This window comes from Vibrio sp. 10N.261.54.A5, assembly GCF_041471145.1.
GTDB classification, from domain to species: domain Bacteria; phylum Pseudomonadota; class Gammaproteobacteria; order Enterobacterales; family Vibrionaceae; genus Vibrio; species Vibrio crassostreae_C.
Genome location: NZ_JBFRNU010000018.1, coordinates 1 through 11,543 on the forward strand (window position 1 = coordinate 1; position 11,543 = coordinate 11,543).

At 44.7% G+C, this 11,543-nt stretch carries 14 protein-coding genes; 1 reads left to right on the forward strand and 13 read right to left on the reverse strand.

What is annotated here, in order from left to right; genetic code table 11:
* Nucleotides 1-179 precede the first annotated feature (179 nt).
* From AB4329_RS05030 to yceD, 13 genes are all read right to left on the reverse strand, one after another.
* Nucleotides 180-947 carry a TatD family hydrolase gene (locus tag AB4329_RS05030; RefSeq protein ID WP_372137759.1) on the reverse strand — a complete coding sequence of 256 codons (768 nt, stop codon included), beginning with the start codon at nt 945-947 and terminating at the stop codon, nt 180-182.
* The gene (locus tag AB4329_RS05035; RefSeq protein WP_017062147.1) at nt 938-1,903 is read right to left on the reverse strand and encodes a DNA polymerase III subunit delta'; all 966 of its coding nucleotides are present in this window, start codon (nt 1,901-1,903) and stop codon (nt 938-940) included. Before AB4329_RS05035 ends, AB4329_RS05030 begins: the two co-directional genes overlap by 10 nt.
* A gap of 6 nt (nt 1,904-1,909) precedes the next feature.
* Nucleotides 1,910-2,542, reverse strand: coding sequence for a dTMP kinase (tmk, locus tag AB4329_RS05040; protein ID WP_017062148.1), 633 nt, complete (start codon nt 2,540-2,542; stop codon nt 1,910-1,912).
* A 10-nt stretch (nt 2,543-2,552) separates the two neighbouring features.
* Entirely contained in the window at nt 2,553-3,569 is a 1,017-nt protein-coding gene (gene mltG / locus AB4329_RS05045; RefSeq protein ID WP_372137760.1) for an endolytic transglycosylase MltG, read from the reverse strand.
* The gene (pabC, locus tag AB4329_RS05050) at nt 3,566-4,444 is read right to left on the reverse strand and encodes an aminodeoxychorismate lyase (protein ID WP_017062150.1); all 879 of its coding nucleotides are present in this window, start codon (nt 4,442-4,444) and stop codon (nt 3,566-3,568) included. The genes mltG and pabC overlap by 4 nt, the downstream gene beginning before the upstream one ends.
* Nucleotides 4,445-4,548: 104 nt before the next feature.
* The gene (gene fabF, locus AB4329_RS05055) at nt 4,549-5,793 is read right to left on the reverse strand and encodes a beta-ketoacyl-ACP synthase II (protein ID WP_010437291.1); all 1,245 of its coding nucleotides are present in this window, start codon (nt 5,791-5,793) and stop codon (nt 4,549-4,551) included.
* A 93-nt stretch (nt 5,794-5,886) separates the two neighbouring features.
* A complete protein-coding gene (gene acpP, locus AB4329_RS05060) occupies nt 5,887-6,120 on the reverse strand; it encodes an acyl carrier protein (protein ID WP_004737381.1) in 234 nt (77 codons plus the stop codon).
* A 166-nt stretch (nt 6,121-6,286) separates the two neighbouring features.
* On the reverse strand, nt 6,287-7,021 hold the full coding sequence (gene fabG / locus AB4329_RS05065) for a 3-oxoacyl-ACP reductase FabG (protein ID WP_170962450.1): 735 nt from the start codon (nt 7,019-7,021) through the stop codon (nt 6,287-6,289).
* A gap of 25 nt (nt 7,022-7,046) precedes the next feature.
* Entirely contained in the window at nt 7,047-7,970 is a 924-nt protein-coding gene (gene fabD, locus AB4329_RS05070) for an ACP S-malonyltransferase (protein WP_017063479.1), read from the reverse strand.
* A gap of 80 nt (nt 7,971-8,050) precedes the next feature.
* Nucleotides 8,051-9,001: a beta-ketoacyl-ACP synthase III gene (locus tag AB4329_RS05075; RefSeq protein WP_017054985.1), complete on the reverse strand. Its 951-nt coding sequence runs from the start codon at nt 8,999-9,001 to the stop codon at nt 8,051-8,053.
* 5 nt (nt 9,002-9,006) lie between these two features.
* The gene (gene plsX, locus AB4329_RS05080; RefSeq protein WP_017062152.1) at nt 9,007-10,032 is read right to left on the reverse strand and encodes a phosphate acyltransferase PlsX; all 1,026 of its coding nucleotides are present in this window, start codon (nt 10,030-10,032) and stop codon (nt 9,007-9,009) included.
* Between the two features lie 9 nt (nt 10,033-10,041).
* Nucleotides 10,042-10,212 (reverse strand): 50S ribosomal protein L32, encoded by a 171-nt coding sequence (gene rpmF / locus AB4329_RS05085; RefSeq protein WP_004737376.1) that lies wholly within the window; start codon nt 10,210-10,212, stop codon nt 10,042-10,044.
* Between the two features lie 35 nt (nt 10,213-10,247).
* Entirely contained in the window at nt 10,248-10,775 is a 528-nt protein-coding gene (gene yceD / locus AB4329_RS05090; protein WP_017062153.1) for a 23S rRNA accumulation protein YceD, read from the reverse strand.
* 149 nt (nt 10,776-10,924) lie between these two features.
* Between yceD and AB4329_RS05095 the strand changes: the two genes are divergently transcribed.
* On the forward strand, nt 10,925-11,506 hold the full coding sequence (locus tag AB4329_RS05095) for a nucleoside triphosphate pyrophosphatase (protein WP_017062154.1): 582 nt from the start codon (nt 10,925-10,927) through the stop codon (nt 11,504-11,506).
* Nucleotides 11,507-11,543: the final 37 nt, after the last annotated feature.

Sequence of the window (11,543 nt, forward strand, 5' to 3'; positions counted from 1 at the left end):
AGATTTTACTGGGTGAATAAAATAGGAGTAAATGTTATTTTTAGTAACAAAATTACAAATGTTATAAATAGCGCTCTCAAGTTCAACATAATTCGTAAACATTAAAAAAAAACGCACTTTTGGTGATCAAAAACACAAAAAGGGAGCTTTTGCTCCCTTTTATTTGTTTAGTTAGTTTTTTATCGCAAAAAAAGTTTTCGGTAATTTTTGGTTGTTTGTTCAGCAACCTCTTTCATTGACAGCCCTTTCAGCTGCGCGATATAAGCCGCCACTTCGACTACATATGCAGGCTGATTCTGTTTACCTCGATATGGAATCGGAGCCAAGTATGGCGAATCCGTCTCGATCAGCAACCTATCTAGGGGTAGGTTTTTCACCACATCTTTAAGTTCTGTGGCTTGTTTAAAGGTCACAATACCTGAGATCGAGATATAAAAACCTAACTCCATTGCCGCTTCGGCGAACGCTTGATCTTCAGTAAAGCAATGAATCACACCACCGCACTTCTCTACTCCACCATCGCGTAAAATAGCTAACGTATCTTCACGCGCGTTACGCGTGTGGATGATCAAAGGTTTATTAAGCTCAACAGCCAACTCAACGTGCTGCTTGAACCTGATCTGTTGTAGTTCTGCCGTCTCTGGTTGGTAGTGATAATCTAAACCTGTCTCTCCAATCGCCACAACCTTAGGGTTGCTCGCGTATTCACGCATTGTCTCTAGGCTGAAATCACTTTCAACATCGAGAGGGTGAACGCCACAAGAGGCTTTAACGTTATCAAACGGCGAGATCATCTCGAGCATATTTTCAAACGAATCGAGTGTCACACCGACAGAAAGCAATTGGTCTACATTAGCAGCCTTCGCCTTGTTAACCACATCTTCTACGCTGGTGTGTAAATCTTGGTAATCCAGTTTGTCTAAATGACAGTGGGAATCTACGAACATGTTTCCTCGCAAGTGGCTATCAGCCAATTCATTATGAGTAGCTCCGTATTGAGCCCAGGGTGTTGCTTTAACTGCTCAATCAATGTCAGCAGTTTATTCGATGCTGCATAAGCACTTTGATAAGACATCGCCTCACACAGTGCTTTCGCACTCGGAGTGAAAGCCTGATTCGCCAAACCAAAATGCAGCTTCTGTACATCTGACAATAGATGCCAAAGCCAGCCAAGTTGAATCAAAGGGTCTTTGCTAAGCTCTGTAGAGAACTTTAGCATGTCAGGTTGAGTGCCTTTTATCACATTCACAAAGCCATCGAGCGCTTTTGTTGAAGCTTCAACGCCACCTTGCTCAAACATCGCTTTTGCTTTTAAAGGCGCGTTGTCATTGAGTGCTAAAATATACTGCGGTACCGCTTTGCCCACTTCACCATCTAACCACGCTGATGCTGTCTCTAACTGCGGACTAACCACATTGAATTGCTGACAACGGCTAATAATAGTCGGCATTAAGCGATTACTGTTACGAGTAGACAGAATGAAGATGCACTTGCTTGATGGCTCTTCCAGAGTTTTCAATAGTGCGTTGGAAGCCGATTCGTTCATTGCTTCAGCAGGGTTAAGCAAAATAACGCGCAAACCACCTAACTGAGAAGACTCTTGAGCCCAGCGGTTACTGGCACGCACTTGATCAACCGTGATCGACTTACCTTCTTTCTCGGGTGAGATCACATGAAAATCAGGATGACTGCCCGACTTCATTAACTCACAGCTGTGGCAAAACCCGCACGACTCGCTTTCATAGTTCGTGCACATCAATGCGTCGGTAAGTTGGCTAATCAAAGCATCAACGCCGAGCCCTTCCGGTGCATTAACAATCACAGAGTTAGGAAAACGCTCCGCATCGAGACTTTTTTTCCACTCACTCCATACCGGTGTGAGCCAAGAATACACTTCAGCCATGACTACCTACTGTTTGTCGAGCCAAGCAGTTAGCGCGACTTTAATATCAGCGGCTACTTGCTCAATTTCTTGCTGCGCGTTAATCACAAGTACAGAATCATCTTGTTCTGCAATTTCTAGATAGCGCTCACGCGTACGGTCGAAAAATGAGATGTCCATCTTTTCAATTCTATCAAGCTCACCACGGCCTCTAGCACGCTCTAGCCCTACTCTAGGGTCTAGGTCCAAATATAGCGTTAGATCGGGTTTAAAGCCGCCTAGCGTGGTTGCTTTCAGTGATTCCATAGTCGTGCGCGCAATCTGGCGACCACCACCTTGGTATGCCTGTGAAGACATATCATGACGATCACCCAATACCCATTGACCATTGGCGAGTGCCGGCTTGATGACGTTCTCGACTAATTGAACACGTGCTGCATACATCAACAGCAATTCAGTCATGTCTTGAAGCTTCTCGCCTTCGTGCTCTTCTTTAACCAATGAACGCATCTTTTCAGCTAAGACAGTACCACCCGGCTCGCGAGTATTAACAATATCTTCAACACCCGATGCTTTTAATGTCTCAACGATGGCATTGATTGCTGTGCTTTTGCCAGCGCCTTCAAGGCCTTCAACCACGATAAATTTCGACTGATTCATAATTATTTCTTTATCTGTTTTTTCTTAATTGCTTTAAGTAAGCTCGCACTGCACGGTTATGCTCAGTCAAACTCTTTGAAAATACGTGACCACCTGTTCCACTCGCAACGAAATACAAGTAGTTGCTCTTCTCTGGATTCAACGCCGCGTTGATAGACGCTTTGCCTGCCATAGCGATAGGTGTCGGTGGCAAGCCACTCATTGTATAGGTGTTGTAAGGCGTTGGCGTGCGTAAGTCTTTCTTACGGATGTTGCCATCGTAGCTGTCACCCATGCCATAGATAACCGTTGGGTCAGTTTGCAAACGCATACGCTTGTTTAGACGGTTAACAAACACTGAAGAAACACGCTCACGTTCTGACGCAACAGCGGTCTCTTTCTCAATGATAGATGCAAGAATTAACGCTTCGTATGGCGATTTAAGAGGCAGCTTATCCGCTCGATTTTCCCACTCTTCATTCACCACGTTCATCAGATCTCGGTGGGCACGTTTCAACAAATCTAAATCCGTTGTGCCATAGGTGTAGTGGTATGTTTCCGCTAAGAAAAGACCTTCTAGCTTTTCATTTTCGATACCAAGCTTTTGTGCGATCTCTTTTTCAGAAACGCCATCCAATGTCTGTTGAATGAATTCGTTGTCTTTTAGCTGAACAAGCCATTCGTCAAAACGACTGCCTTCAACAAAGGTAATAGTAAACTGGTGTTCTTTCCCTTCCACAAGCACCTGTAGCGCTTGCTCTAAGGTTAAACCCGGTTCAAGCAGGAAAGTACCCGCTTTTACGTCTACAAGCTCAGGATGTAACTTACGGATTAATTTCTCGTAAGGAGAAGCCTCAAACAGCCCCTCGTTAATCAACTGGGCTAGAACGCGGTTAAAGCTGCTACCTGAAGCAACAGTCACGACTTGTGGTTTTTCTAATTGAATAACTTGTTTCAGGTTATCTTGCGCTTGGTTGTAAACATAAAAACCAACAGCACCGGCTGCAATTAAGCACAAGATAATAAAAATAAATAACTTTTTGATCACGAGTTTAGTTGTCCTTGAAGGCTACGAGTAATGGTTCCAATGTTAAATTGGGTATCACTAATACGGGTAACTGGGGCAACCCCTAAAATGGAGTTTGTCATGAAAACCTCATCAGCTTGCATGAGTTGAGATAAGCAGTAGTCACTAATTGTAACGGAAAGTTCAGCCTGATTCAGCGCGGTTAACACTTGCTTACGCATAACCCCCGCGACACCACTTTGAGTGAGTTGAGGTGTGTATATCGACTGACCTTTGCGCCAGAACAGATTGGCCATGGTGGTTTCAATCACATTGCCCGATATATCAAGAACCACACCATCCACTTCATTAGCTTGATCCATTTCATCTTTCATCAAAATCTGCTCAAGGCGATTATTGTGCTTATGGCCAGCCAGTAGTGGGCTCAAACCTAGCGCTTGATGGCAGATACCGAGTTCAACACCGGAGTCTTGCCACGCTGAATAATGGCTTGGGTAATCAAAGGTACTGATGGTGATTGTCGGCTTGGCGATATTCTTGGTACTGTAGCCACGCCCACCCGCTCCACGACTAACGTGCAGCTTGATCCCTGCTTTTTGATTATGAGGTTTGTTGGCGTTATGGAGCTTCTTTGAACCATCAAGGCTCTTTGTGCCATGAAGAGCGTTATGTTGGATGTGTTGAAGCGCAGTATCGAGCCAAAGACTAACAACATCCCAATCAAGAGCAGAAATGCGTAGCGCTTTAAGGCACTCGTCGACACGGTGCTGATGATCGTGAAGATGTTGTATCTCACCATCACTCACGAGCATTGTCGTAAAACAGCCGTCTCCGTACTGAAACGAGCGATCCAAAATATCGATAGTTTGCTGGCTTTCTCCATCAACCCAAAACATGTTTTTCCCCATAAAAAGAAACGGCTCAATGCTAAAGCATCAAGCCGTTTAAAAACAAGTCTAATTGTGACTATCTACGAGTGTTTACGTCTTTAATAAGATGATTAAATCTTTTTGAAGATCAAACAGCCGTTTGTACCACCGAAACCGAATGAGTTACATGCAGCATATTCCATGTTACTAACTTCACGCGCAGTGTGAGGTACTAAGTCAATATCTAAGCCTTCTTCAGGATCATCTAGGTTGATTGTTGGTGGAACAATTTGGTCAACCAGAGACATAGCCGTGATGATAGCTTCAGCAGAACCAGCAGCACCTAGAAGGTGGCCTGTCATTGATTTCGTAGAAGAAACCAATACTTGCTTGCTGCCTGCTTCGCCAAGAGCACGCTTGATGCCCTTAACTTCCGCTACGTCACCTGCAGGAGTCGAAGTACCGTGTGCGTTTACATAACCGATTTGTTCACCAGTAATGCCAGCATCACGCATAGCCGCTTCCATTGCTAGTGCGCCACCTGAGCCATCTTCACTTGGAGATGTCATGTGGTAAGCGTCACCCGACATACCGAAGCCAACTAGCTCACAGTAAATCTTAGCGCCACGAGCTTTCGCATGTTCGTACTCTTCAAGAACCATCATGCCTGCACCGTCGCCAAGAACGAAGCCATCACGGCCTTTGTCCCATGGACGAGAAGCTTTTTGAGGCTCATCGTTACGAGTAGAAAGTGCTTTAGCCGCACCAAAACCGCCCATACCTAGTGGAGTTGATGCTTTTTCAGCACCACCCGCTAGCATTGCGTCTGCATCGCCGTATGCAATCATACGAGCCGCGTGACCAATGTTATGTAGGCCAGTCGTACATGCAGTAGAAATCGCGATGTTTGGACCGCGTAGGCCACGCATGATAGACATGTGACCAGCAATCATATTCACGATCGTCGACGGTACGAAGAACGGGCTGATCTTACGAGGGCCTTTTTCAGTTAGAGCTTGGTGACCGGCTTCGATCAAACCAAGACCACCAATACCAGAACCGATAGCAACACCCACACGTGGAGCGTTTTCTTCAGTAATAGTTAGGGCTGAATCATCTAAAGCTTGAATACCTGCTGCGACGCCGTACTGGATGAACAAGTCCATCTTACGAGCATCTTTTTTAGTCATATACTCTTCGCAGTTAAAGTCTTTAACTAGACCTGCAAAACGAGTTGAGAAATTGGTTGCATCAAAATGATCGATATTAACGATACCACTTTGACCAGCTAGCAGGGCTTTCCAAGAAGATTCTACAGTGTTGCCTACCGGTGACAACATACCCATGCCAGTGACAACTACACGACGCTTGGACACGATTTTACACTCCGGGGATTGAGGTGATTTAAGATGAGGATAGATGAGTTAGATAAAACACAGGCGGTCGAGGTGACCGCCTGGGAGAGATTATTACTGAGCGCTAGTTACGTAATCGATAGCTGCTTGAACAGTAGTAATTTTCTCAGCTTCTTCATCTGGGATTTCAGTGTCGAATTCTTCTTCTAGAGCCATTACTAGCTCTACTGTGTCTAGAGAATCTGCACCTAGGTCATCAACGAAAGAAGCTTCGTTTTTAACTTCAGCTTCGTCTACACCTAGCTGTTCAACAATGATTTTCTTTACGCGTTCTTCGAGGTTGCTCATTTTTTCTTTTCCTTTACAGAGTTCGCTTTATGCGATGTTTTCCGTAGTTTATTCAATCTATTGAAAGTTGCAAGGTCAACTTTTCTGGTCAAACCACAATTTTCACGATTTTAACCGAAATTACGTATGATCTTGACTTAAATCATGCACAAATGTTGCACATAATTTACACCATGTACATACCGCCATTGACGTGAAGTGTTTCACCTGTGATATAAGCTGCCGCAGGTGACGCCAAAAATACCACAGCTTCAGCGATTTCGCGAGGGTCACCTAGTCGACCTGCTGGTACATTAGCCAAAGTTGCTGCACGTTGGTCATCATTTAGCGCTTTAGTCATGTCTGTTTCGATAAAACCAGGCGCTACAGTGTTTACTGTAATGCCACGAGACGCAACTTCACGAGCCATTGATTTAGTAAAGCCAATTACACCAGCTTTTGCAGCTGCGTAGTTAGCTTGACCAGCGTTACCCATAGTACCAACTACAGAACCAACGTTAACAATACGGCCTTGACGCTTCTTCATCATGCCACGCAATACAGCTTTAGACATGCGGAAAATAGGCGTTAGGTTAGTATCAATGATGTCGTTCCACTCATCGTCTTTCATACGCATAAGTAGGTTATCACGAGTGATACCAGCGTTGTTAACTAGAATGTCAATCGCACCGAATTCATCGTTGATGGTTTTCAGTGTAGCAGCAATTGAGTCAGTATCCGTTACATTAAGAGCAAGACCTTTACCGTTCTCACCAAGGTACTCGCTGATTGCAGCTGCGCCGCCTTCAGATGTCGCAGTACCGATAACTTTAGCACCACGCTCAACTAAAAGTTCAGCGATTGCACGACCGATACCACGGCTTGCGCCTGTAACTAGTGCAACTTTGCCTTCTAAATTCATCATAACTTCTCTATTAAGTGGTTATTTACTTAGCAGCTTCTAGTGATGCAGTATCATTAACTGCAGCAGCTGTCATAGTTTTTACGATTCGTTTTGTTAGACCAGTAAGAACTTTACCAGGGCCTAATTCAAGTAGCTTCTCAACGCCTTGCTCATTCATCGCTTGTACACCTTCAGTCCAACGAACTGGGCTGTATAGCTGACGAACAAGTGCGTCTTTAATTTTTGCAGGGTCTGTTTCAGCAATAACATCAACGTTATTGATAACAGGCAATGCTGGCGTGTTGAACTCTAGAGCTTCTAGAGCCACCGCTAGCTTGTCTGCTGCTGGTTTCATCAGTGCACAGTGAGACGGCACAGAAACAGGTAGCGGAAGTGCACGCTTAGCGCCCGCTTCTTTACAAAGTGCACCAGCACGCTCTACTGCCGCTTTGTTACCCGCGATAACAACTTGGCCAGGAGAGTTAAAGTTAACTGGAGACACAACTTCGTCTTGCGCAGCTTCTTCACACGCTTTAGCAATCGCTTCATCGTCTAGACCGATGATTGCGTACATTGCACCAACACCTGCAGGAACCGCTTCTTGCATCAGTTGACCACGTAGTTCAACCAGCTTGATCGCTTCTTTAAAGTCGATAACGCCGGCACATACAAGTGCAGAATATTCACCTAGGCTGTGACCTGCTAGATTTACAGGTTGCTCTAGGCCAAGCTCTTGCCATACACGCCAAATTGCAACAGACGCTGTTAATAGAGCCGGTTGAGTGCGAAAAGTTTCATTTAGATTTTCTACAGGACCATCTTGAACCAATGCCCATAGATCGTAACCAAGTGCTTCTGAAGCTTCAGCAAATGTCTTTTTAACAACATCATACTGTTCGCCTAGGTCAGCAAGCATACCGATAGCTTGAGAGCCTTGGCCTGGGAATACGATAGCAAATTTGCTCATTGTAATTTTCCTTTAAGCAAAGCAAAAAATTGAATAAGGCACATAAGTTATGTGCCTTGTTTGTTGATTATCGCTTGGGGTTAGAATTTAACTAACGCAGAACCCCAAGTGAAGCCGCCGCCAAATGCTTCAAGTAGAAGCGTTTGACCACGTTTAATTCGCCCGTCGCGAACAGCCTCATCAAGGGCCGTTGGTACGGTAGCTGCCGACGTATTGCCATGCTTATCAAGAGTAATCACAACTTGGTCAAGCGACATCGTCAGCTTTTTAGCGGTTGCCGAGATAATACGGTAATTCGCTTGGTGTGGAACTAACCAATCAAGCTCTGACTTATCCATATTGTTCGCCGCTAATGTGTCTTTAACTAGCTTAGAAAGCTGAGTTACCGCCACTTTAAATACTTCGTTGCCCGCCATGTGCAGCCATTTGTCTGCATCACCGCCACGCTCTGGTACTTCTAAGCTTAGAAGCTCACCGTATTTACCGTCAGAGTAAATATGAGTAGACAAAATACCTGGCTCTTCGCTTGCGCCTACAACCACCGCGCCTGCTGCATCACCAAATAGGATGATAGTAGAGCGGTCAGTCGGATCACAGGTTTTTGACAGTGCATCCGCACCAATTACCAAAACGTTCTTACACATGCCAGTCTTGATGTGTTGATCAGCAACAGACAGTGCGTAGACAAAACCAGAACACGCTGCAGCCAAATCAAACGCAGGGCAGCCTTTGATACCAAGCTTGCCTTGTACCTGACATGCCGAAGACGGGAATGTGTGGCTACTGCTGGTTGTCGCAACGATGATTAAATCAATCTCTTCTTTGTCGATACCTGCCATTTCAATGGCATTTTCAGCAGCGTAAAACGCCATATCAGCAACGGTTTCGTTTTCCGCTGAAATACGACGCTCTTTAATACCCGTTCTAGCAACGATCCACTCATCGCTAGTCTCTACCATTTTCTCTAAGTCTGCGTTAGTACGCACCTGAGATGGCAAGTAGCTGCCAGTACCTAAAATTTTGCTATACATGAAGACTAATAATGCCTCTCGAGTAAAACCGCTTCCAAACGATCGCTAATGCGGCTGGGGACTTGTCGTTTGACCTCGTGTACTGCTTCACCAATCGCGTTGACGACTGCAGACACATCAGCACTTCCATGACTTTTAATGACAATGCCGCGCAATCCTAACAAACTTGCGCCGTTATACTGGTCGGGGTTCAAGGTTTTTAATTCAGTAAATAGCTCAGAAAACAGCATTCTGGCTATCCAACCCTTTATTGTTGAAGCCATCATGCGCGTTTTTAGCTTATCAATAAAGAGCTGAGCCGTACCTTCGCACGTTTTTAAGCAGACATTGCCCACAAAACCATCACATACGACGACATCAGCAGCATCTTGAAGTAATTGATTACCTTCAATATAGCCTATGAAGTTCACAGACTGAGTATTAGACAACATTTCAGCGCATCGTTTTACAAGGTCATTGCCTTTAATTTCTTCTGCACCGATATTCAAGATAGCGACACGTGGTGCGCGACCTAAATGTTGTTCTGCTAATGCACTGCCCATGACAGCAAACTGAAACAGTGAATCTGCGTCACTAGAAACGTTCGCCCCTAAATCAAGCATCCATGTGCGATTTCCGGATGCAGTAGGCAAAGCTGAAACCAATGCAGGCCTATCAATACCGGGAAGAAGCTTGAGTCTGAAACGGGATAAAGCCATCAGTGCGCCAGTGTTACCACCACTCACACAAGCATCAGCCTGTGATTCGGCAACCAGATCGATAGCGGCACGCATAGAGCTACCCTGACTATTACGTAAGGCTAGTGAAGGTTTTTCAGAATTGGAAATGACTCGATCACAATGCTGGATACTCAAACGAGAATCAGGCATTCGACCTAATGAAGATAATTGAGATGTGATCGCGTTTCGATCACCTATTAGAATGACTTTTAGCTCTGGGAAATACGACAGTGCCTGCACGGCGGCAGGCACTGTTACACGAGGACCGAAGTCCCCGCCCATTGCATCAAGCGCAACGGTTAGATTTTGCAAAGGTCAACCTTACTTGTTGATAACCTTTTTGCCGCGGTAGAAACCTTCGGCAGTCACGTTGTGACGTAGGTGAGTTTCACCTGAAGTTGCGTCTACAGAAAGTGCAGCTGTAGTTAGCGCATCGTGTGAACGACGCATGCCACGCATTGAACGTGATTTCTTGCTCTTTTGTACGGCCATTGACCCTACTCCTATGTAAATTCTTAAAGAAGCAATTACTTCTTTAAGCTTTTTAAAACATCAAATGGATTCGGCTTTTTGTCTTCCTCAATTTCTTCAGGAAGTTCACCAAACACCAAGTTATTTGAGTTAACGCTACATTTCGCATCGTCGTGCATTGCTATTTGTGGCAATCCAAGGATGAACTCGTCTTCAACTAATTGAATCAGGTCTAACTCACCGTACTCGTTCAGATCTACCAAATCGTACTCTTCCGGTGCTTCCTCTTCACTTTTCTCACTGTAAACAGGAGTATAAGTAAATTGGACATCGCACTCATGTGCGAAAACCTCATTACAACGTTGACACTCTAAATCGACTTCGACGTTAGCTTTACCAGAGATAACGACTAATCGTTGTTCATCAAGCCCAAATGACATTGAGACTTGCGCGTCACGTTTTACGCCTTCAGTTGCTTCAGTTAAACGCTTCAAAAGACTGACCTGAATGATACCATCCATATCGAGTCGTTTTTGAGCCGTTCTTGCCGGATCAACTGTACGCGGTATTTTTTCCTTTTGCATAGGGCGCGAATCTTATCTTCCAAATCGTGTTTAGTCAAAGGAAATGGCAAAAAAAATGTACTTTCCTGCCTTTCCTATTCAGAGCATTATGAATAGCAGGACAAGTTACGTTATCCTGAGATAAATGCTTCCTTGAATTGTAAATTAAAATGAGAAATTACCAACTAGTTTTAGCCTCTACATCACCATTTAGGCAAGAGATCCTCAAAAAACTACAGTTAAGCTTCATTACAGCCAAGCCAGACTGCGATGAAACGCCGCTTCCAGAAGAGACACCACAACAGTTGGTGATGCGCCTTGCTGAGACCAAAGCTAAGTCTTGTGTTGTGGAGCAACCTAGCTTAGTCATCGGTTCTGATCAGGTTTGTGTGATTGATGGAGAGATCATAGGTAAGCCTCACACTCGAGAAAAAGCGATCGAGCAGTTATCTCGTCAAAGCGGCAAGAGCATTACTTTTTATACTGGGCTTTCGGTTTGGAACAACGAGACCAATGAAGCTGACACGCGTCTCGACACCTTTGTTGTGCATTTCCGCGATTTAACTAAGCAACAGATCATGAGTTATGTCGAGAAAGAACAACCTTATTACTGCGCGGGCAGTTTTATGTGTGAAGGGTTAGGCATCGCGTTGTTTAAACAGATGGAAGGTAAAGATCCAAATACTTTGATCGGCTTACCGCTGATCGATCTAGTCGATATGTTAGAAGCGCAAGGAATGGGTGTACTATAACGGATACGCTCTCTTTGTTAGAGATTCCCTACTCCTT

What these genes read in the sequence shown, in the direction of transcription:
- fabD (WP_017063479.1), bottom strand. Translation starts at nt 7,970, where the DNA reads ATGAGCAAATTTGCTATCGTATTCCCAGGCCAAGGCTCTCAAGCTATC.
- acpP (WP_004737381.1), bottom strand. Translation starts at nt 6,120, where the DNA reads ATGAGCAACCTCGAAGAACGCGTAAAGAAAATCATTGTTGAACAGCTA.
- rpmF (WP_004737376.1), bottom strand. Translation starts at nt 10,212, where the DNA reads ATGGCCGTACAAAAGAGCAAGAAATCACGTTCAATGCGTGGCATGCGT.
- pabC (WP_017062150.1), bottom strand. Translation starts at nt 4,444, where the DNA reads ATGTTTTGGGTTGATGGAGAAAGCCAGCAAACTATCGATATTTTGGAT.
- AB4329_RS05035 (WP_017062147.1), bottom strand. Translation starts at nt 1,903, where the DNA reads ATGGCTGAAGTGTATTCTTGGCTCACACCGGTATGGAGTGAGTGGAAA.
- AB4329_RS05075 (WP_017054985.1), bottom strand. Translation starts at nt 9,001, where the DNA reads ATGTATAGCAAAATTTTAGGTACTGGCAGCTACTTGCCATCTCAGGTG.
- AB4329_RS05095 (WP_017062154.1), top strand. Translation starts at nt 10,925, where the DNA reads ATGAGAAATTACCAACTAGTTTTAGCCTCTACATCACCATTTAGGCAA.
- fabG (WP_170962450.1), bottom strand. Translation starts at nt 7,021, where the DNA reads ATGAATTTAGAAGGCAAAGTTGCACTAGTTACAGGCGCAAGCCGTGGT.
- yceD (WP_017062153.1), bottom strand. Translation starts at nt 10,775, where the DNA reads ATGCAAAAGGAAAAAATACCGCGTACAGTTGATCCGGCAAGAACGGCT.
- tmk (WP_017062148.1), bottom strand. Translation starts at nt 2,542, where the DNA reads ATGAATCAGTCGAAATTTATCGTGGTTGAAGGCCTTGAAGGCGCTGGC.
- AB4329_RS05030 (WP_372137759.1), bottom strand. Translation starts at nt 947, where the DNA reads ATGTTCGTAGATTCCCACTGTCATTTAGACAAACTGGATTACCAAGAT.